The organism is Vibrio sp. LaRot3, assembly GCF_027587025.1.
Classification (GTDB): domain Bacteria; phylum Pseudomonadota; class Gammaproteobacteria; order Enterobacterales; family Vibrionaceae; genus Vibrio.
Genome location: NZ_JAPPTI010000002.1, coordinates 132,604 through 154,822, shown reverse-complemented (window position 1 = coordinate 154,822; position 22,219 = coordinate 132,604). Strand labels below are relative to the sequence as shown.

Annotated in this window: 17 protein-coding genes and 1 tRNA gene; 11 read left to right on the top strand and 7 right to left on the bottom strand. The window is 43.0% G+C overall.

What is annotated here, in order from left to right; translation table 11 throughout:
• Positions 1-10: 10 nt before the first annotated feature.
• From OH461_RS07415 to OH461_RS07405, 3 genes are all read left to right on the top strand, one after another.
• Positions 11-3,037, top strand: coding sequence for an efflux RND transporter permease subunit (locus OH461_RS07415; protein ID WP_270019997.1), 3,027 nt, complete (start codon positions 11-13; stop codon positions 3,035-3,037).
• A 317-nt stretch (positions 3,038-3,354) separates the two neighbouring features.
• Positions 3,355-4,230, top strand: a complete 876-nt coding sequence (locus OH461_RS07410) for an AraC family transcriptional regulator (protein ID WP_270019996.1) — start codon at positions 3,355-3,357, stop codon at positions 4,228-4,230.
• A 177-nt stretch (positions 4,231-4,407) separates the two neighbouring features.
• Positions 4,408-4,551 (top strand): hypothetical protein, encoded by a 144-nt coding sequence (locus OH461_RS07405; RefSeq protein WP_270019995.1) that lies wholly within the window; start codon positions 4,408-4,410, stop codon positions 4,549-4,551.
• A 29-nt stretch (positions 4,552-4,580) separates the two neighbouring features.
• Here OH461_RS07405 and OH461_RS07400 read toward each other — a convergent pair whose 3' ends face one another.
• Positions 4,581-5,189: a beta-phosphoglucomutase family hydrolase gene (locus OH461_RS07400; RefSeq protein ID WP_270019994.1), complete on the bottom strand. Its 609-nt coding sequence runs from the start codon at positions 5,187-5,189 to the stop codon at positions 4,581-4,583.
• Positions 5,190-5,307: 118 nt separating this feature from the next.
• On the opposite strand from OH461_RS07400, the gene OH461_RS07395 reads away from it, so the two are divergent.
• Positions 5,308-7,068 (top strand): methyl-accepting chemotaxis protein, encoded by a 1,761-nt coding sequence (locus OH461_RS07395; protein ID WP_270019993.1) that lies wholly within the window; start codon positions 5,308-5,310, stop codon positions 7,066-7,068.
• A 57-nt stretch (positions 7,069-7,125) separates the two neighbouring features.
• Here the strand turns inward: OH461_RS07395 and OH461_RS07390 are convergent, their stop codons facing one another.
• The gene (locus OH461_RS07390) at positions 7,126-7,605 is read right to left on the bottom strand and encodes a hypothetical protein (protein ID WP_270019992.1); all 480 of its coding nucleotides are present in this window, start codon (positions 7,603-7,605) and stop codon (positions 7,126-7,128) included.
• A gap of 334 nt (positions 7,606-7,939) precedes the next feature.
• On the bottom strand, positions 7,940-9,256 hold the full coding sequence (locus OH461_RS07385) for an ATP-binding protein (protein ID WP_270019991.1): 1,317 nt from the start codon (positions 9,254-9,256) through the stop codon (positions 7,940-7,942).
• 373 nt (positions 9,257-9,629) lie between these two features.
• Between OH461_RS07385 and OH461_RS07380 the strand changes: the two genes are divergently transcribed.
• Complete coding sequence (locus OH461_RS07380; RefSeq protein ID WP_270019990.1) at positions 9,630-10,208, top strand: outer membrane protein; 579 nt, start codon at positions 9,630-9,632, stop codon at positions 10,206-10,208.
• A 68-nt stretch (positions 10,209-10,276) separates the two neighbouring features.
• Positions 10,277-10,813, top strand: coding sequence for a hypothetical protein (locus OH461_RS07375; RefSeq protein ID WP_270019989.1), 537 nt, complete (start codon positions 10,277-10,279; stop codon positions 10,811-10,813).
• A 511-nt stretch (positions 10,814-11,324) separates the two neighbouring features.
• Here the strand turns inward: OH461_RS07375 and OH461_RS07370 are convergent.
• The 3 genes from OH461_RS07370 to OH461_RS07360 all read right to left on the bottom strand — a co-directional run bounded on the left by OH461_RS07370 (position 11,325) and on the right by OH461_RS07360 (position 13,697).
• Positions 11,325-11,399, bottom strand: a tRNA-Gly gene (locus OH461_RS07370).
• 116 nt (positions 11,400-11,515) lie between these two features.
• Positions 11,516-12,907 carry a transporter substrate-binding domain-containing diguanylate cyclase gene (locus OH461_RS07365; protein ID WP_270019988.1) on the bottom strand — a complete coding sequence of 464 codons (1,392 nt, stop codon included), beginning with the start codon at positions 12,905-12,907 and terminating at the stop codon, positions 11,516-11,518.
• A gap of 250 nt (positions 12,908-13,157) precedes the next feature.
• Positions 13,158-13,697: a DUF3332 domain-containing protein gene (locus OH461_RS07360; RefSeq protein WP_270019987.1), complete on the bottom strand. Its 540-nt coding sequence runs from the start codon at positions 13,695-13,697 to the stop codon at positions 13,158-13,160.
• 434 nt (positions 13,698-14,131) lie between these two features.
• On the opposite strand from OH461_RS07360, the gene OH461_RS07355 reads away from it, so the two are divergent.
• Together OH461_RS07355 and OH461_RS07350 are read left to right on the top strand one after the other, a co-directional pair.
• Positions 14,132-15,367 (top strand): L-lactate MFS transporter, encoded by a 1,236-nt coding sequence (locus tag OH461_RS07355; RefSeq protein ID WP_270019986.1) that lies wholly within the window; start codon positions 14,132-14,134, stop codon positions 15,365-15,367.
• Between the two features lie 67 nt (positions 15,368-15,434).
• Positions 15,435-17,036, top strand: coding sequence for a VRR-NUC domain-containing protein (locus OH461_RS07350; protein WP_270019985.1), 1,602 nt, complete (start codon positions 15,435-15,437; stop codon positions 17,034-17,036).
• On the opposite strand, the gene OH461_RS07345 is transcribed toward OH461_RS07350, so the two are convergent.
• Positions 17,026-17,682, bottom strand: coding sequence for a M23 family metallopeptidase (locus OH461_RS07345; protein WP_270019984.1), 657 nt, complete (start codon positions 17,680-17,682; stop codon positions 17,026-17,028). The two genes, OH461_RS07350 and OH461_RS07345, sit on opposite strands and share 11 nt — an antisense overlap.
• Positions 17,683-17,947: 265 nt before the next feature.
• Here OH461_RS07345 and OH461_RS07340 point away from each other — a divergent pair, with 265 nt between their 5' ends.
• The 3 genes from OH461_RS07340 to OH461_RS07330 all read left to right on the top strand — a co-directional run bounded on the left by OH461_RS07340 (position 17,948) and on the right by OH461_RS07330 (position 22,214).
• A complete protein-coding gene (locus tag OH461_RS07340) occupies positions 17,948-18,712 on the top strand; it encodes a response regulator transcription factor (RefSeq protein ID WP_270019983.1) in 765 nt (254 codons plus the stop codon).
• Positions 18,709-20,043 (top strand): sensor histidine kinase, encoded by a 1,335-nt coding sequence (locus OH461_RS07335; protein WP_270019982.1) that lies wholly within the window; start codon positions 18,709-18,711, stop codon positions 20,041-20,043. The genes OH461_RS07340 and OH461_RS07335 overlap by 4 nt, the downstream gene beginning before the upstream one ends.
• Before the next feature lie 254 nt (positions 20,044-20,297).
• On the top strand, positions 20,298-22,214 hold the full coding sequence (locus OH461_RS07330; protein WP_270019981.1) for a TonB-dependent receptor domain-containing protein: 1,917 nt from the start codon (positions 20,298-20,300) through the stop codon (positions 22,212-22,214).
• Positions 22,215-22,219: the final 5 nt, after the last annotated feature.

Genomic DNA, 22,219 nt, shown 5'->3' with positions numbered 1-22,219 from the left:
GAGGTAAGTAATGAGAAACATCATTAGCTACTTTGCCGCTCGAGGCTTTTTAGCCAGAGTGATAACCATTATGGTTTTTGCTATCGGCCTTGCCTCGCTGACCATTATTAAGATGCAAGAAGACCCTGAGGTTGCCTTCCCAGAAGTTGAGATCATTACCCACTATCCGGGGGCATCGCCTCAAGATATTGAGCTCAATATTACCAATAAGATTGAGAAAGAACTGCGCGGCGTTCAGAACATCCGTGAGATGACCTCTGAATCTACCGAAGGTACGTCACTTATCTTGCTTGAAGTAGACGAAACCGCAGACATCGCAGACGTGGTACGTAAAATTCAACAAGCGGTTGACCGAGTCAGCGGTTTGCCAAAAGACATTTCCGATCCCCCACTGGTTTTACAAGAAAGTACCTCATCTTTCGAAGTGTTACGATTTGGTGTCACGACAACAGGTACCTATGCTGACCTGCAGCGTTACGCTCGCCAATTGGAAAAACGCATTAAAGCGATTCCCGGTATTGGTACAGCGACCATGTCTGGTTTTCGTGAACGTGAATTTTGGATTGAAGTCGATCCAAAAAAGGTTAGCCGTTATAACCTGACATTCGACGATGTAATGACCACGATTAACAGCCGCAACCTATCTATGTCTGGTGGTGTGGTTGAGTCTTGGAAGTCTGAACACCGTCTTGTCACGCTTACCCAAATCAACAATGCGAAAGAGTTAGAAGAAACCATTATTCGTGTACTCCCTGATGGTGGCTTAGTTCGCATCAGAGACATTGCGAAAGTATCAGACGGCTTCGAAAAGGCCACTGAATACGGCATGATCAATAACGAACAAGCAATCTTGTTCAACATCACTAAAACAGCAAATGCGGACGTACGCACAGCCATCAGTGCCGTGCTGGAAACCCTTGACGCTGAACGCGAAAAGCACGCTGGAAAATTTGAGTTTCATACTTCAATCAACCTAGCGAAAGATATGGCTGAGAAGTTCACTATCGTTGCTAGCAACGGTGGTATTGGTCTGATTTTAGTCTTGATCGTGCTTGGTTTGGTATTACAACGCCAAGTTGCTTTTTGGGTAGCCGTTTCGATTCCATTCTGTATTTTTGGTGCGCTCGCGCTCATACCAGGGTTAGGCATGACATTGGATGCAATTACCTTGTCTGCGCTACTGCTTGTGATTGGTATCATCGTCGATGACTCAGTCATCATTGCTGAAAGTATCTACCGCGAAAGAGAAAATGGTGCATCACCTCTAGATGCCGCAATTAACGGTACAATGAACGTGTACAAACCGGTATTAGCTAGTTTGACCACAACGGTACTGGTATTCATTCCGATGTTCTTTATTCCCGGAGAACTTGGTATGGAAATCGCGGTAATCCCAGTGACGGTAATTATGGCGCTGACCTTCTCATGGTTTGAGTGTACGGTTACGCTGCCAGCCCACTTAGCGGATTCATTGAAAAAACCAAAGCCAAAAACCAAAACAGCAAAAGTATTCGACCGCTTAACTGAGTGTTATGAACGTGTTCTTACTAAAGCCGTCAGTCATAAGTTTAAAGTGGTTGCCATTTCTTTAGGCGCACTTATCGCTGGTGGTGCTTTGGTCGCAACATTGCGTCTCGACTTCTTCCCTGCTCAAGCGGCTAAATACATTGAGGTTTATACCGAGGTACAACCGGGCACCCCAATGGATAAAGTACGTGAAGCACATAGCCAAGTAGAACAAGCAATCAGCGCATTGCCTGAGTCTGAGTTATTGAGCTATGAGATGACCTACTCTACACCGGTAAGTACGGGTCTTATCAACTTAACCAACGCAGAAGATCGCGACAGAACAGCCGACGTGATCGCAGAAGACCTTCGCAGTCAACTGGCTAACATCACCGCTGTTCCATTCATCAAATTTACTGTAGATGCGGGTGGTGCGCCTCCGGGTGAGCCTGTTGAAGTACGCGTAATTGGTCAAAACCAAGAATCTCGTGACCAAGCAGTTAAAGTGGTTGAAGAATGGCTTGAACAATATCCTGGTCTCAGCAATGTGACCAATAACGAAGAGCTAAAAGACCAACAACTTGAGATCATCCCTCAATATGTATGGCTTGCTCGTTATGGCCTAACCGTTGATGACTTAGCGACTACTCTGCGCGTTGCTTTTGATGGCGAAAAAGTAACAAGCACTTGGATTGGTGATGAAGAAGTCGGTTTACGAGTCATCTTGACCGAGCAATATCGTAACCTTGATGAACTGCGTAACACCAAGATCTACACCGCTGACGGTACTCAAGTACCTCTAAGCCGCTTAGCTCATGTACGCTACACTCAAGCGGAGCGTATTGTGCTGCACTTCAACGGTGACCGCACTGTGTTGGTAACAGCGCAAGTTGACGGTAGCGGCCTAGACCCAGATGCGATTACCGAAGAGCTATGGGAAGCAGTAAAAGATAACATTAGCCCTGATGTCATGCTCGATATTGGTGGTGAAGTTGAAGCGACTGAAGAAACGTTAGGTGGTATTGTTGTTGCCTTCCCTGCTGCGATTTTAGGCATCTACTTTGTACTGGCGATCATGTTCAGCTCTTTAGTTCAGCCACTGCTGGTCATTTCAGTCATTCCGTTCGCATTAGTCGCATCGTTAACCGCCCTGTTCTTACACATGCAGCCTATCTCTTTGTTCGCATTAGTCGGTGCACTAGGTATGTCAGGGGTTGTAGTGAACAACTCACTGGTGCTGATTGCTCGGATTAACGAACTGAGAGACAAAGGGCGAGATGTCACCCAAGCGGTAATAGAGGCTGCAACACTGCGCTTACGACCAATTGTGTTAACTTCTGCCACCACAGTGGTCGGTCTGTTACCTCTTGCTTATGGCATTGGTGGCGCAGACGTAAACATGGGGCCAATGGCGCTGACATTAGGCTACGGTCTATTATTTTCAGTTCCAGTTGTTCTATTTATTGTGCCTTGCCTATACGCAATTACAGCCAAACTGCGTAAAACACCACAAGAAATCGAGGAAAAGTAGAATTAAGGCCTAACATGCCTTGAGACTATAACTGACAAAGCCGATTTGATTAATCAAATCGGCTTTTTATTTGCGTCGATAATACCGGAGTGACTAAGTCCTGCACTACCGAATTGAAAGGAATTCGCACCTATAGGGGAAAGCTAAAAACTCGCTTCCAATCTTAATAAAGCACTTATGAGCTTACTCTTTTTATAAAAAAGTAATAATATTCGCCCGTCTAATAATAATACTTTTACGTCACCAACTGGCATAATTCAACCATTCTAGTACTATTTCTTCATGGATTGATGGCTATCGGTGAAGGAATCACGCTTATGGATAATGCTAATTTAGAAAAAGTACCACAAAGGCATGGTAGTTCGTGGCGATATAAAGCGATCATCGGCGATATGTCATTTTGTGAGTGGCACTATCATCATGAGTATGAACTGGTACTATACCGCCACTGTGATGGTATTGGCTCGATTGGGCATCTGGAACAAGCTTTCTCACACAACACCCTCTGGCTCATTGGCCCAAACACTCCTCATTCGTTTACATTCAATGAATCACAGCAGCCTCATCGCGCTCAGCGTCATGTGGTATGGATAAAAAAAGAATGGCTCTCCAGCATGATGTTCAGCTGTAGCGAACTTCGCAAACTCGAAGACTTGTTTAAGCGGGCAGAATATGGCTTAGAGTTTTCTCAGCAAGCCGCGGATAAATTGATCAAGGTGTTAGAGCAGCCACTATCATTCGACGATACCATCAATCAGTTAGCTAAATTAATCCAAGTGCTTGCTGTACTGGCTGCCGATAAGAACCCTCGCGGGCTACTTACTTTTTCTCACCCGATGCACACGGAACCACAACCTGATAACGCAGAAAAGATCGACAAGCTTATCAACTATCTTGATGCTCATTATCAACAAGCGATTACACTTGCTGATGTCTCAAACGAGTTATGTTGTAGTGAAAGCAGCGTGCACCGTCTATTCGACCTTCATTTCAATGAAAGCTTTAGCCAATACCTGAAAAAACTGCGTCTTAGCCGAGCTGCCCAAATGCTGACTAACAGTTCTCGCCCTATCGCATTGATAGCAGAAAGTGTCGGTTACCGTAACCAAGCGAATTTCAACCGACTGTTTAAGCAATATAAAGGGATGACACCAAGACAGTATCGACAGACGCATGGAGGCAAGCTCATTTAGCCCTGCCTTTACCGTATCCATCCCCTAATAATACCGTGATCTACGCCTACAATTTACCAATAGTGGATGATGTGGCATAGCAACTCATCGACTAACATTCAAAACCTAGCAATACAGGCCAATACCCTATAGTATTGGCCGCCCCTAAAAAGGTGAGTGATAAATTGAGGTTCTACCATGACAATTAATAAGTACTTTGTTTTTGTTCCAATGATTGAGGAACTAAATACCGAAAAGGAAAGCAAGTTAATTTCAGATAAGGAAGCTCAACGTCAGGCATTAGTAAAGCAAGCACAGCAAAGCGGTGAATTGCTCGACTAAACACTAGGTTGTAAAAAGTCCAAACCACCCTATTGGTTTGGGCTTTTTTTATGAAACTCTAGCGTGTTTCCTACCACAAGATAGCAACCCATTCCTGCTGCATGAGCGGCTTGTAACCCTAGCAAGGTGTCTTCAAACACCACACATTGCTCTGGCTCTACGTTCAAACGCTTAGCCGCCAATAAAAAGGTATCAGGTTCTGGCTTATGCCAAATCACATCATTAGCGGCAACAATCACATCAATTTTATCGATCAGTCCCGTTTGAGTGAGTAGCCTTTGTGCGCTTTCTCGTTGGCTACCGGTGCCTATGGCTATCGCCTTCTGATTGTAATATTTCTGTAACACTTGATCGGTAACTTCAATGACAGATATATCATTAGAATTTTCCGCAAACGTCTTCATCTTGAACTGAGAAACAGTTTCTGGTGCTAAATCGAGACCATAAACGCGGTTTATCTCAGCCACTATTTTTTTACTCGGCATCCCTCCGAGAGCATGTAACCAATTGATTTCAAAAGGGAACCCAAACTCATTTGCTGTTATTTGCCATGCTTTTAGATGTGCTGGCATGGTATCAAGCAAGGTGCCATCCATATCAAAGATAAATCCGCGGTATTGCTCGAAATTCTGCTGCATATGCTGTCCACTTCTGAGAATTAGTTAAAGATAACGTTGTACTTGTCGATAGTTATTCTGATAATTTTATAAATTAGAATAACTATAAACGCACAATGTAAATTCGCCGGATATTTTTATGAAGATAAAGACCAAACTCTACTTACTGGGCACCGTAGCGGTGTTAGGCATTGCCTCTATTTTATTGGCCAGCACTCAATTTGCGCAAACCACTAACCAGCTAAATGCAGCGAATCAACTCACCAAAGAGCTTGAAGTTAGGCTGCTTAACTTACGCCGTAATGAAAAAGATTTCCTACTGCGTGCAGATCTGAAATATCTCGACAAATTTAGCGCTAATATCGATACGTTTAAATCGTTAGAAAACGAATTATCACCAATATTAGAGCAACGAAAGCTACCGACTAGCGATCAACTTCGCTCTGATATTACCACCTACCAACAATCGTTTGTTGCTCTAGTTAACGCATTTCAAAAACTGGGCTTGGATGAGAAGAGCGGTCTGTTGGGTGACTACAATCAAGCCTTATATCAAGTAAAACAGACACTCGAAGCGGATGAGTTAGTCAAACTCATCGCTTTTGATGACAAAGTTCAGCATGGAACGTTAGACACTGCACTACTCCCTGCTGACGCAAACATCTTACTCGCGCCATCTCGCGCTGTAATAGCACAGAAACAGATCATCGGATTGAAGTACAACCAAGGTCTATTAGGTGAAACGCGCCAAGCATCTCACACCATTGAAGAGCAATTTAAGTCATTTTCGTCAGCACTCGCATCAGAGACTGAAGCGGCGCTATCAAGTTTAGCGACTATAAAGCACACGGTAGTGGTGATTACCTTGATTGTCATTTTGGCGTTTGTGGCGCAAATCGTTCGCTCTATCACCGCTAAGATTGATGCTCTACTTCACGTGATTCGTGACATTGTCGATACAAACGACGTATCTCTGCGCGCACAGGTCAACGGCAAGGATGAGTTAGCCAATCTAGGTCAATACTTTAATCAGCTTTTAGATAAACTTTCTGAACTCCTTTCTAGCACTCAGAGTAAATCAAATCAGCTTTCTCACAGCACAACACGCATGCATAATGAACTCGAAACCGTCATTAGTCAGTTCCAAGTTCAAGCGGATCACACGACGAGCATGGCAACATCGGTGCAGGAGATGGTATCGACAATCAGCGAGATCTCTGAAAGTACTTCAGTCGCCGCTGAAGGCGTGAACCAAGCATCAAACAATGCAGAGAAGGGCCGCCAAGTTGTTGTAGAAACCGTTGATAACATTAGCCAACTTTCTGAGAGACTGGCGAATAGCCAACAATCCATCACTTCGTTAAACCATCACGTCGATAAGATTGGGGATGCTGTAAACATCATTCAAGAGATTGCTGAACAAACCAACCTACTGGCGCTAAACGCAGCGATTGAAGCAGCTCGTGCTGGCGAACAAGGCCGTGGATTTGCCGTCGTTGCAGACGAAGTACGTGCATTGGCAAGTCGAACACATCAATCGACCACTGAAATCACCAATGTGGTAACGTCAATCCAATCACAAATGAGTACTGTAATCAGTGATATCGACCAATGTACTGAACAAGGGCGTCACACGCTGACAGGCTCTGATCAACTTGACCGAAGTCTGCAGCAGATTTTAAATGACATGCACGCGATTCAAGCGAACTCTGAACGCATTGCATCTGCAATCGAAGAGCAAGGCGCTGTGATGGCACAAGTTAGCGATTCCATTACTGAACTCAACACCATCTCTGATAGCAATACCCAATCTGCTCACCACTGTTTACACGAAGTCGATAAAGTATCCAGTGAAGCGACAGAGATGGACAAAACCGTCAGCCAGTTTAAAACAGCCTAAGAGTTCAGCACTCTCACCCATTCAACAAAAAGGCTCAGCATTGCTGAGCCTTTTACTTTAACTGTCTTTTGATTCTTTATACGGCATAAATAAAAACAAGTGCAGCAGCAATACGCCAACTAACGCTAACCAACCGCCGAGACTCAACATATTAATATAGCTCAACCCCACTTGAACCGAATCGACGATTTGAACGCTATCAGGGTTGGTAAAGTCTTCAAAAGGATTTGGGTATAACATCACTTGATATAACTGATAATACAGATAGCTTAACAGTGCGACTGTGTAGCCTTTAGCTAGCCATTTAGGCGCTCCAAAACCGGCCAACGATAGCCCTGCCACCAAAGCGCTTAGGTAAACGAGGTGCAAGTCAAACAGGTCACTTCCCGTCATGGAGTGAGAATAGCCATGAATTTCAAACGAGATGAAATTCATAAATAGTGAGATGGCGGTAATAGAATAGCCGATGAGCGCCACGTGGTTTTTAATTTTAACCGGTTGCGACTGTGAGTATTGCTGAAAGTCCATGTCTGCCATGAATGCTGCCTACTGATAAAAAGCGTTAAAAATAAAGCCGTCTAAATTAAGAATGTTGCTAAACCTAAGGCTTCACTCTTCAACGCAATCCGCAAATCATTTAATGCGTCATTGATAAAGAAAAATTAAAATCGAATCATAAAGTCTGACATACCTGACATCAATAAATTATTATTTTATTTCATCAACTTGGTAAGCTAAGCGGCTACAAAGTTAAAACCGCGCACAATGGATCGATAGAAAACATCTCTTATTCGCTCAACTTTCCAAGCTACTAGTTAACTCAACTTTTTAGTTTCTACTGCTTTGTCGAAACTATATACAAATTGACCCACTAAGATTTAGGAATCATCACAGTAAACCTCGCTCCGCCTAATGAACTATCGTCTACCGACAAAACCCAACCTAAATGCTTTGCAGCACTGTTTGCAATCGCTAAACCTAAGCCAAATCCTCCGGTATGCGAGGCTCGGCTTTGATCAAGCCGCGCAAAGGCAATAAATATATCTTGCCGTTTATTTTCCGGAATCCCATTGCCATCATCTTCGATATCAATGGTCAAACAACAATCATATTGATTAATGGACACTTTCACTTTACTACGGCCATATTTATCTGCATTTTTGAGTAAATTGTCTAAGACTAATTTGGCTAATGCTGGGGTCACTTCAACGACATAATTACTATGCGGAATATCTATGCATATTTCAGCGTGACAATTGGATGCCGAACGCTGCACTCTTTCATCACACAAAGCAAATAGGTCCACCATTTGCTTAGAACATCCCTCACCTTCACACTTCCTATCTGTCAAATGGGCTAGCTTTAAAATGTCTGTCGTTAGATCAGCGATATCCATTATATATTTATCAACCTGATTGAATAATGCGGGCTTTTCTTTTGTATCACCTCGCCTTAATAAATCAACTGCCATCTGAATACGGCTTAACGGAGTTCTGATTTCGTGAGGAATAGCATGATAAAATATTTGGTTCTGCTTTACGCGCTGTTCAATATCTTGAGCCATATTATTAAAACTAGTGGCGAGCTCTTTAACTGGCGATATATCGTAAATTTCAGACCTTGCCGATAATTCGCCCATTCCGAATTTTTCTTGAGTCGCAATTAATCGATTAATACGTTTGTTAACTCGATAAAGCGGTAGATAAAGCAAGAAACCAAGTGCGATACTCATGGTTATAAACAATGGAAAAGAGAGGTGGACAGCAAGGCTATCACTGCTTTCAAATCGAATCGTCTGCTCGAGCAATAACTGTTGATTTGAACCCGGAATTAGGTACACCCCCGCTAACATATTTTGTGGCGTACGGAATACATTTACTCCTTCTGTGCGACTAATTAGAACACAAGACTTACAATACCTCACTAACTCTTCAAAACCATCTAGCAGCGTAACTCGATAGCCCATCGACTGAAGGTTAGAATAACTAATAAGATTGCTCGTAGGATCAGACTGCTGAATAAGGTGGTCTATTTGATTCTGTCCTTGTTGAACAAAACGTTCTATCTCATTTTCCTCTATAAACTGCTTACTTAAGACAACAAACGCCAATAAAGCGATAATGAGGCCCACAAGGCTTTCTAAATATAAGCAAGTAAACATCGAACGTGGTCGAGAAATAGTACGCATTTTTATTTAACCAACAGCTTGTATAGGTAACGAGGAACATATCCAATATGCTCTATAGAAATTCGCGTTGATTCTAACGGCAACACGATGTTTTAACTATTACCCTCACTCCTTACAGGTCCTTACAAAACGACGAGTTTGCAAAAAAACCAGACATATTTGGCATAATACTAAAGTCAACTCCCGTTTGTTTTTATGAAAAGCCTTTTAATACAGGCTTATTCTATTCTTTCTTTGTAAATGGCGGCTTAAGATTTCCATAAAATTCGCTTACATAAATATGAAGCCTTCCATAGCAAATCTAGACAGATTTACGTCAATTCATATCATCGTTTTGCATTCAGCAGTTATATAAATTACCCAAGGAATCATTATGAAGAAAACTTTCCTAGCTATTGCTTTGATTTTCACTGCATCCCCATCCGTTGCAAACGAAGGATTTTATATCGGAATTGACTACGCAGATACTTCATACTCACTCAACAAATTCAGCCACGACAATGTAGATAAAACAGAAGATGGCGTTGGCTTCAAAGCCGGTTACGACTTTTCTATCAGCCCTCAATTTACTGTTGGCTTAGAAGCCGAGTTTCAAGATCTAGGATTGATCGTTGCTTCTAAAACCAATGGCAGCAACGTGTCGGTATACGGCATTGAAACCGCCTATTTCTCCGTAAATGCAGTGCCAAAATACTATCTTGGCGAACATTTTTACCTTGGTGGAAAGCTAGGCTTAGCGCAAGTTTCATACGATATCGCAACAGCTTCCGCCAATGCTCTAAATGGCCCTATTTCTCTAGGTGCTGAATCCGGTAGTGAAACAAGCTATGTGGCTGGCGCGGGTGTCGGCCTCCAACTTGGTGGTTTGGCGTTTAGTACCTTCTATGAAGTCACTGAAGTGAAAGACACAAATATTGCCTCTATCAACTTCGGCGCTCAATACAACTTTTAATACAACGCTCTAATTTAAGGCGACATCGTCGCCTTATCGTACGAACTATCTATTCCAAGGAATACCAATTGAAAAATTCCATCTTGCTCACGATTTCACTCAGCTTACTCCCTTCAGCTCACGCTCAAGACTCCCAAGATAAAATAAACAATATCGTAAAACAGTGGTTTGAAGTTGAGACCCACCAAATCAACTCAATGGCACTAAGACATACGTTTCAATGTCAATTTTACTCCGCGACCCCGGTGATCAAAGATCCTACCGGAGAAACTAGCGTAGGTAGCCATATTTTCTACTCAAACAATGGGCAAGAAGCGTTACTCACTTATCCAACCACAGACGAGCCGCTACCTGACCTGACTAACTGCCTCAAACCTAACTTACGAATCACAAACCAACAGCAAGCTGACGAGCTTCTTGAAGCGATTAACGACTTATTCAGATCTCAAAACATGATGGATTCAGGATTTCAAACCAAAGCAACCAAAACTGACCAAGGATGGGCTTTAATCACTGAGGAGTTTTTTGACGATCTCTCTGGGTATGTCGTCAAAACCAATTCGCAAGGTCAAATCACGAGCATTTCATACTCTTTGGGGCTATAAACTATTGTATGAAAAGTAGTGGCTAATGCCGTTATGCTCAAAGCAGGCCTTTGGGGCATAGGGGAGAAAAGACACATTCTCCCCAGAATGGAAATCCAAATCGTCACGGGGAAGATGCAAACAAAGTAACATCCCCTTTCGCTATTTCCCCCAAATCACAAGCCAAACTCCCAAACCCGTTAAGCGGTGCTAATCGCACGAAGTTAGCTTAGAAAAACCCAGTCTGTGTCGTTTATGGGAAAAGAGACTTACATCGTTGATGCCAATTTAAATCAATGTTTAGTGATTGATACTAGCAGATTGTCTTTGTGAATTGTCCATCAGTTGGGACTGATGAATTGTACGATGTCGAACAGGACAGTTTTAATTCTTCATTCACCGTAAAGTCTAAAAGACATCACGCTTTGGGGTTTATCAAAGTGTGTCAGAAGCATAGACCGCTATCGCGCGAAATCTCGATACAAGAAGTGTTGTGTGATTGCTTTGGAATGAAGTATAAAGTTTGAGGGCTTGGAGCGTACTACGGGAATCGAACCCGTATCATCAGCTTGGAAGGCTGAGGTAATAGCCATTATACGAAGTACGCTTTGTCTTGGTGAGCACAACCAATATGCCACAATATCCTGAAAAGAAAAGTAATTTTTAGTCTCTTGCTGTTCAACTGCTGTCTGTTTCACCATTATGCTGTTTTTAACATCACAATCATGAAAACTGTATTTGTTTTGCTTTTACCGAGCTTTCGAAATAATGGCTCACAACTCTATCTTTACCTTGCGCTTTAGCCTGATACATTAAGCCATCTGCATCAGATAGGCAGATCTCTTCGCTACCATGTGGGTAGTAAGCACAGCCTAAGCTGACCGTTACCTTGAGTTCGCCATCATCTGACAACTGCAAGTGACGAATCGACTCGCATACCGCTTGCGCACGCTCGGCGACAGATTGATAGCTAAGCTTATTGATAACAATGGCAAACTCTTCGCCGCCTACTCTACCGACAAGATCTTTTGATTCCGAAAGCTCGGCAATCACCTTCCCCACTTGCTGTATAACCACATCACCTACTTGATGGCCATAGTTGTCGTTGATGTGCTTGAAGTCATCAATATCAAACAACAAAATGCCGACCGAGCTTTTCCCACTAACTCGTGCGCTAAACTCCTGATAGAAATGACGACGATTACTCAAACCCGTTAAGGGATCGGTTTCAGATAAATACTTAAGCTCACTGTTCGCCTGTTCTAATTGCCGCGTCTTTGCCTTAACTGTCATCTTTAAAACGACCAGATAAGTAATGATAACCAATACAAATACCAAGGCTAAGAGAGGTCCTAAAAAGGTTGGGTAAACTGTTTCGATGTACATCCATCGGCCAAAAATTCGCTGTTTTTCTTCTTCGGAAATTTTGTTCATGCCCTTTGATAGAGCTAATAATTGCTTACTGTCATTCTGCTGAACGGCGGGACGAAGGATTCCCGAATACATGTGATAAACACCTGTAAATAACTTGGCGGCTTTTGGGCTATGAAGGTAGAAATTGGCGACTTGTAAGTCCGCTACGAAGGCTTGTATTTTGCCGTCAAAAGCGGCTTCTATCATGTCTGCATTATTTGCAAACGCTTGTAGCTTAAGTTGAGGGAAGTTTTTCTGCGTAAATTCTTGCTCATAACCACTACTGACCACTCCAACAACATAAGGATGTTCACCAGAAAGAAACTCAGCAACCTCCATTCCGATCAAGGTGTGATTAACAAATAGCTGCGTGTCGATAGTGATAATGGGGGAGCTATAATCGAGATACTTATCCCTATCTAAAGACCAGAGTAACCCGGCATGTACATCAGCCTCGCCGTCTTTAACGGCTTTTAATGACGCGCTCCAATCTACAAGCAGAAACTGAATATCAATGTTGTTGACGCGACCATACTCTTGCCAATAGTCGACAAGAAGGCCAGAAGGCTGGCCTTGATCGTTAATGAAGGAGAATGGCTTCCATGCTTTGGAATTAGTGACAACTAGGGTGTCACGAGGCTCGGATGCGGAAAAAGCCTGACAACTAACAATGACGAGCAAAATCCATATTACGCGTAACACAACCGACCTCGAAAACCAAAATTACCATTTTAAAAAAATGGCGCTAATTATATAAATATAACTAACTTGTATAGTCTATTTTCAGCGGTCGATATCTATCTAAACACATTTATAAGAGCCACTTCACACTCTGTATGCATAAAGAAACACAAACAAACCAGTTGCATATCGACTTTAATCTAAGCTCAAAATCAAATCTACTAAACAGCCCCTGACTTATCAGGAGCTATTTAGCCGAACTGGTAACTAATTACAGTGACGCAGCGGCGATGTAATCAGTTAACTCTTGATTTGATACGCGAGTAATGAGATCACCCTCAACGTAAAATGCAACTGAGTCCGCTTCTTTTTCGCCACGTAGAGTCTGTGTTTTACCATCTAGGTAAGTAACGTGCATTTCAAGCGTAGTGTCATTGATTTGCTCAATCGTCGCTTTCTCAATATCACTGTTCGCAGCAAGAGGAACTTCAGTGAGAGAAGAGTCTAATTGGTCGTTTACTTTAATGTAGTTTTTAGTCGGAGTATCTACGACTGCCGGAGATTTGCCTGTAATAGGGTTTTTACCAGTCCAAAACTCAATAGCGTTAAAGATGAAAAGGTCAGCGGTACCCGCTAGGCCGTACACCGGAGACAACAATAAGAACATACCTTCACGGCCGTAACGGTTATCAACGATTTCTAGGTTGAATTTAGAAACCAAACCCGTCGTCGCCATCTGACCCATACAACCTGTTAGTGTTGTCATACCTAAACCCGCAACTACGGCTAATTTCACTGCGCTTAATTTCATTTTTTGTTCCTTTAATAAAAATTTGGCGCGCATGCTACTCCTCAGTTCAGATATAGAGAAGATATTGCCAAGCTAATTGACAAAAAACTAACTAAGTAAAAGTTTCGACGAAACAAGCGCTTGCTCATTATTTAAGCAGCAGTTTTGAGCTCAAGTTTTCTCTCCGATGTCAACATTTGAAATTTCCATCCACACTACTTTGTTAACGCATTGCCTACTTACTCAGCAGAGCTTTTAACAACAAGCGTTTAACATACAAATTTATTTTTAAGATATAACGAAAAAGAGATTCCAATCACATTTATATTGGTTATAATTCGCGCCCATTGCGCTTTATGTTGATAAACGCAAACTAATTTTTAATAAATCGAATGTTTAACCCACCTCTTTTAGCCCACTTAGGCGGTATATAAAGAGGACAAACGAGAAAGAAAATGAGCAAGATTGATAAAGCAATGCGTATCCTGCTAGCAGGATTCTGTATCAACCTTTGTCTTGGCATCCTGTATGCTTGGAGTGTATTTAACAAAGCGCTAGTAACTGAGTCTGGCTGGTCAGCGGCAGAAGCATCAGCACCTTACGCAACAGCAACTATCACATTCTCTATCTGTCTTCTTGTTGCGGGTATTCTTCAAGACCGTATGGGGCCTCGTCTGATCCTTATTCTTGGTACCGTTCTTACTGGTCTAGGCATGATCGCTTCAGGCTTTGTTAACACTCCAATGATGCTAAACATCACTTTCGGTGTAATTACAGGTGCTGGTATCGGTTTTGGTTACGCATGTCTTTCTCCATCAGCGATGAAATGGTTCCACCCTTCTAAGAAAGGTATGGTAAATGGCCTTATCGCTGCGGGCTTCGGTCTTGCTGCTATTTACTTAGCACCGGTAACTTCAGCGCTTATCGATAGCATGGGCATCCAAACTAGCTTCTTGGTGTTGGGTGTAGGTATCCTAGCGATTGCGGTTCCACTAGCTGCAACCATCAACAATCCACCAGCAGACTACACGCCTGCTGAGCCTAAAGTAAAAGAAGGCCAAGCTCCTAAGGCCGTTAAAAAGTCTGCGGATATCAGCTGGAAAACCATGCTGAAAACGCCACAGTTCTACTCGCTATGGATCATGTACGCATTCGCAGCATCTGTTGGTCTAATGATCATCGGTAACATCACGACTATCGCAAGTGTTCAAGCGAGCCTTCCGAATGCGGTTTACCTAGCATCTATCCTAGCAATCTTCAACTCTGGCGGCCGTGTTGCTGCTGGTATGCTAGCGGACAAAATCGGCGGTGTGCGCACTCTACTTCTAGCGTTCGTGCTGCAAGGCATCAACATGGCTCTATTTGCAACGTTCGATTCAGAATTCACTCTAATCATCGGTACTGCGATTGCAGCTGTTGGTTACGGTACTCTACTTGCTGTATTCCCTACTCTAACTGCTGAGTTCTACGGCCTGAAAAACTACGGTACTAACTACGGCGTGCTTTACACTGCATGGGGCATCGGTGGCGCTATCGGCGCTGCTGTGGTTGGCTTCTCAACAACAAACAGTGAAGGTTACGGCCTAGCGTACACAATTTCAGCTGCTATGATGGCGGTATGTATTGTTCTTGCTCTTGTGACAAAACCTGTGAAAGAAGCAAAAACAGCAGAGCTTAAAGCAAACGCATAATCAGCTTGCTACCAATTGAATCTCAAAAGGCTTAACCTATGGTTAAGCCTTTTTTGTTTTACATGCGATGAAAATAGACCTACCTGCCGACTACTATCTCGATAACTTCTGCAAACTTATCGAACATGCTCAAAGCCAGTATCACGATCTTCTAAGAGAAGACGAGCTTGGGTGGCTTGAACAGTTCGGCCAGCTCAGCAAAGATGCCCAATGTCTGTTAGTACGCCTTTACAGTCGCAAAGGAGAGCTGTTTCGTACAGACAAACTCAACTATGCCGAAATTGCCTCAATATCGGCGGCATTAGATGAACTGGCGCAGCAAACGTTAATTTCGATTAACCCAAAAATCAGTCATCAATTAGTGGCTGAGATACTGCTAAAAAGCGAAATCATCGCGCTCTATCCTACGATTGCTAGATCCAGCGCTAAATCAGATGCCATCGCTCAGCTATCAAACAAGATATTTGAACAACATCATCTGCTCAGTTTCCGATTAATAAGGCTTGAACGTAGTGAGATGCTTGATGTTCTCCTCACGCTCTTTTTTGCCAATACCCATCAAGATTTAAGCCAGTTTGTGCTCGATGATCTTGGCCTACATACCTTCGAACAATACCCACTGAGTAAAAAGACCCGTTACTTTCAAACCCGTGAACAACTTGACCTGCTGATCACGTTAAGCCATCTCGAGAGTCAGTTTTATCAATCAGATAGGAAAAATATCGCGCAACTGCATGAACTCGCAAAACGGTTACCAGAATCAATCGAGCATCCGCGCATTGAGCGCAAGCGGGGTCGGCTTATCAACGAGATCGCGAGAGATTTCGAAAGACTAGAGCAATGGAGCATCGCGTTGCCGTTGTTTAGTCAAACACAGCTACCACCAAGTAGAGAAAGGCGAGCTCGTATTTTTGATAAACTCGATGACTTAGAATCGTTACGTGACATTGTCACTGAAATGAGTAATTCACCCTATGATGTCAGTGAATTAGAAATAGCAAATAAGCTAGAACAACGATTACAACGTAAACTGGGCCATAAAGTACCGCGCGCGAAAAAGCCTACCTCTAACACTTTTCAGCTTGAGTTGGATTTGAGCCAGAATAGAGTCGAACTCGTAGTTCAACAACATCTAGAGCAACAGGGCTGGCGGGTTTTCTATAGTGAAAATGCCCTGTTAACTGGATTATTCGGATTAGCATTCTGGCCAATGATATTCGCTCCAATCGAAGGAGCGTTCATCAACCCTTTTCAACATCGGCCGTTCGATTTGTATCACAACGATTTTGTTCAGCAAAGAATGGATAGCTACCAAGCTTGCTTACGGCGCTTGCAGCATGAGGATTTAAGCTATCTAGTTGATGTGTATGACAAGAAATATGGTATCAGCAACCCTTTTGTACACTGGTCTATATTTAGCAAAGAGTTGCTTCAGCAAGCAATTCACACCATTCCTCGTCATCAGTTAATTGCCCTATTTGAGGTACTCACCGGTGACTTAAAACTGTATCGCTCTGGTATGCCCGATCTAATTGCATTTAAAGACCAACGGTTTGAATGGATTGAAGTAAAAGGCCCGGGCGATAAACTGCAAGATAACCAATACCGCTGGATAAAACACTTTCAGCAATTGGAGATTCCATTTAAGCTTTGCCTCGTCAATCACTAACACGCTGCTTAGACTGAGAAATAAACTTAGCTGGGTCAATAAAATCGTAGAACGCTGGGTGCTTATCGGTGTAACCCGTCATCCAGTTTCCTTTACCATATTCTGGATAGTCGTCAGGGCTGCCAATTCTCATCGTAAAATGAAGGTGAGGAACACTCCCGATACCATAACCTTCATCAATATCCGCAATATAGCCGATCAATTGACCCTTTTTAACTGTCGGACTATCAATAAGCCAACGACGCTTCGATACGTGACCATATAAAGAATACAAACCGTTTTGGGGATGATCGATAATAATCAATCCACCATACGCCTCTTCTTCACCGACAAAATAGACATTGCCATCAGCCACTGCGTAAACAGGATCACCCGGTAACGCGTAGTAATCGATAGCCGAATGATAAGAGTTTGCAAACTTAGGCACTTTTCCGAATTCGCCATAGTCTTGAATAACCCCTGAACTTGGCATAGGAAACTGAAACGATTCACGCGTTGACGCCAATGTGTTATCCAATTGACGCTGGGTGATTTGCTCCCTGTCTTCTACTCGCTGTTTCTGCCAGTTATCGTAGAACTTCGCTCCACCAAACACTGCGACCAGAGTCATCATACAAAAATACGGAAACCATTTGCGGCGCTTCAAATTATACTCCTATCCAATTCACCCTTAATTAGACAAGATAACCAATAAACTCAGTGCATTAAATGGCCATAGAATCAGTATGAACATTCTTAATCGAAAATTAATCTTCACTCATACAAGCATTACCTAGCGTTAGGTAAGCGTCTAAAATATAAGACACTTTAGAGCTAATCACCAAAATGCGCGCAGATTCAATAAGCTAAATTTGAAAGTCAGCGTAAATTTATTGATAATACGAACCATTATCAACCAAGCTTAAGCGATTATGTTTGATACACAAAGCCATGGAAAAAACGGCGTCAACGTGTTTATTGATCCTCAGCGTTCACAAACATCTACCTCAATTCTTCTTGTCGAAGATGATCCAGCATTGAATCACCAACTTTCTTCTTTGCTATGCAGTCAGCATTATCAAGTCACCAGTTTAGATTGTGGCGAGAAAGCACTGAATGTTTTAAGCGACCATCATTTTGATTTGGTGCTTTTAGATATCAACCTACCGAAAGTCGATGGATTTGAGATTCTCAACGTAATACGTGGCCGAACAAAAACGCCAGTCGTCATGTTGACAGCCTATGGCGCAGAAGAACATCGTATTAAAGGTTTGCGTTATGGCGCAGACGACTACATCAGTAAACCTTGTAACTTTGAAGAAGTCAGTTTGAGAATAGAAGCCGTGCTACGTCGTACTCAGCAAGCAAGTAATGTAACGCCCTCCTCTCGTTACTTATCTCATCAAGAACTCACCTTAGACAGGCATCAACACACTGTCACCGTGAATAACGAAGAAAGCTCACAAGATGTGGTGCTAACACCGATCCAATTTAAATTGCTATGGACCTTAGTACAAAACTCAGGTCAAGTTCAGAGCAAGCCTTATCTCTATCAAGCAGTGTTGGAACGAGACTTTAGCCCATACGATCGCGCATTAGATATGCACCTTAGCCGAATACGCAAAACGCTCACCAGTTTGGGAATGAGCCAAGACAGAATCAAAACCGTGCATGGTAAGGGATACCTAGTAAAATGAAAAAGCGTCTGTTTTGGCGACTGTTTGTCGTCCTTTCTTTGGGTGGTGTAGGCTTTTTCTCTTTACTGCACAGCGCGGCCATTCTCTCTAATGAAAAAATGAGTTTTATCGCCGAGGAGCATCAACAAGAAATCCTAGATTGGGGCGCACAGGCTCAAACACTTTTTAATCAAGGCGATCAACAAGCTCTTGATGCATGGCTTAAAAATCTATCGGAACAAGAAAGCACATGGGCGACAGTGGTTAAAACTCAAGTCAATGTCATAGCTGGCGATAGTTTAAATGAACGCTTTTGGGCGGGATATGGCTTAGGAAGAAGTGTCGAATGGAAAATCCATCTCTACTTTCCAGAAAACCCAATCATGGAAGTGGCATTTACCCAACCTAACCATCACTTCTTAATCATTCTTCCACAGCGAATGAGGCCCGGCACTTATATGTCTCATGCATTTTGGTTATTTAGATTCGTCATCCCGTTTATTGCCCTATTGGCACTGACCATTTATATCTACCGTCATGTCATGCGACCAATAAAATACCTACACCGTTCCACCAAAGAGTTTAGCCAAGGCAACTATCAAGCCCGTGTTGGTCATCATATTCGATTAGGCGAAGATGAACTGAGCCAAGTCGCTCGAACTTTTGACTCTATGGCAGAGAGAACGTCTAACGTCATCGATCACAATCGAAACTTGATTGCCGAAATGTCACACGAAATCCGTACCCCACTGGCAAGAATAGAAATGGCAGCAGACTGCGTCGAGAAACATATCGACTCCGAGACTATGCTTGGACGAATCCGCAATGAAGTCACCACTATGAGACAAATGGCGGAAGATACATTAACACTTGCGTGGCTTGAAAATGAGCGCCCCAATTTATGCCAAGAAGCATTCGATCTTACCGAACTGCTAGAAAGCATTATCGAAGACGCCCGTTTTGAATACCCAGATCGCGCCATATCTTATCACTTACCATCGACCTTGCCTTTACAACACTCTAATCAAAGAGCGTTGGCACAAGCGTTAGAAAACATTATTCGCAACGGCTTAAGGTATACGCCTGCTGGCGACATTCTGCTTATCCAAGTATTGGAATCACAAAGTTCAATTGAGGTGACCATTTCTGATACCGGCCCCGGTATCGACCCGCAATTAACCACCACTATTTTCAAGCCGTTCTTTAAAACCGGTAAACAAAAAGGTTCTCGCAAAGGATTTGGGGTGGGATTAGCGCTCGCCAAACGCCATATAGAAGCAGTCAACGGAACAGTTTTAGCCAAAAATCGTTCTGATCATGGCTTAGATATGATTGTCACCTTGCCAACATAATACTTGCTCACACTAAAGCGCAAACCACTGCTCGATCAGCGCCGGTAGCCACGATATTCGAGACAATCGTTCTGCCGGCCTTATACAAATTCAATTGACTGACAACGGCTTAACAACCCATTAAACCCTAATTAAATCAATGCCTTTGCCTGTAATATGTAACAGTTGTAAAGATCGTTTACTCAACGCACCCAAACCGACAAAATCCGCTTGATAATCATTCTCATTAATCTTCAATCGGAGGTTACGGTAAAATGGACGCCGTATTTAAACTTAGCCCACTAGCACTAGCGGTATGTGCTATTTCAACACCAACACTTGCAGAACAACAACCCGAAGTTGTCGAGATCGTTGGTCAAAAAATGGCAGGTATCGATGCTGTCATTAGCGCAGACGATTTAGACAAGCACCAAGCAAACGATCTACAAGATGTATTTCGTAAAACGCCAGAAGTGACCGTTGGTGGCTCTGCTGGCATCACACAAAAACTCTACGTTCGCGGCCTTGAAGACACCATGCTCAATGTCACTATCGACGGCGCGCAGCAAACAAGTAGCTTATTCCATCACCAAGGCCGTATATCTATCGAACCTGAGCTCATCAAACAGGTTAATGTAGCGGCAGGTGCTGGAAGAGCGACCAATGGCCCCGGAGCTTTAGGTGGTGCTATTCAATTCGAAACCAAAGATGCTCATGATCTTCTGCATAGCGGTAATCAGTTTGGCGCTAAGGTAAAAGCTGGCTACTACTCAAATACTAGCGGCTATAAAGGTTCTGTTAGTCTATTTGGTGAAGTGTCTGACGGTTTAGGCCTTCTGGCTACATACACTTACGTTGACCAAGAAAACTTGGAAGATGGCCGAGGCCAGGAGCAACCCTACACAGCGGCAGAGCAGCAAGTTGGCCTAATCAAATTATCTGGCGACATTAACGACAAGCACTACATTTCTCTCGGGTATGACTTTCGCATCGATAACGGTACACGTCTAAACAAACCCCACTTTATTCCTAGCTTTAAAAACGCACCTCTTGAGCAAGAAGCTGACAGAGAAACACTTACAGCAAACTACGTGTTTAGTCATAGTGATTACGTAAAAATTGACGCTACGCTTTACAACACCAAAAATCGTATCGCTCACCTCAATAACCCACGCTTTGGTACCAGTGATGGTAACATCGAAACCTTGGGTGCTAAGCTATTTAATACCGCGCAAATTGGGCAGCATACATTAGTCGTTGGTGTAGATTATATTGATGATCAATCTGAGTTTTCGACGCAATGGGACGGAGATAAAACCGACTACGAAAAAGGCAAAATCTATGGTTTGTTCATACAAAACGACTGGCAAGTTAATCAAGCATTGATGATCACTGCCGGTGCGCGTTACGACTCTTACGAACTGACTGACAACATCAATCAAAACTTCGATTCATCTGGCTTTAGCCCTAACGTAGGTATTGATTATCAGTTCCAAAATGGCTTATCCCTATTTGCCTCTTACGCAGAAGCATTCCGTGGACAAACAGCCAAGGAATTATTCCTCATTGATTACGCGAAAAACGATCCAGATCTAAAGCCAGAAACGGCGAAAAATGCAGAAATAGGCGCTAAGTTCCAAGGTGATAATGTTTATGCAGGTGTCACATTTTTTGATAGTGAAATTGAAGATGTGGTTGGCAAAGATGGCACTTTCAAAAATATAGGGACGTTCGAGAGCAAAGGGATTACCGCATTCATTGGCGCATATTACGGCGACCTATCTGGTCAATTAAGCTACAACCAATCTCGCCCTGAGCTAAACGGTGAACCATTGACTGATGGGCATATGAACTTAGGTACCTCAATCGGTGACACTTGGGTTTTAGATCTTAACTACAGCGCGATGCAAGGATTGGAGTTCGGTTGGACAGGTACATTTGTTGAACGTCTTGAAGATGTCTATGACGTTACTCAATACCCCGAAAAGCCGGGCTACGGTGTGCATGACATATACGCACAATGGCAACCTATGCCTAATGAAGAACTCTTGTTAACCCTCTCGGTTAAAAACCTGTTCGACAAATACTACTTTGACCACGGTACCTACATTGAGTACGTGGGAAGCCCTGTTGCGCAAGGCTATGCAGCTGCAGGCCGTGATTTCAGGTTCAATATTAGCTACGCGTTTTAAAAGGT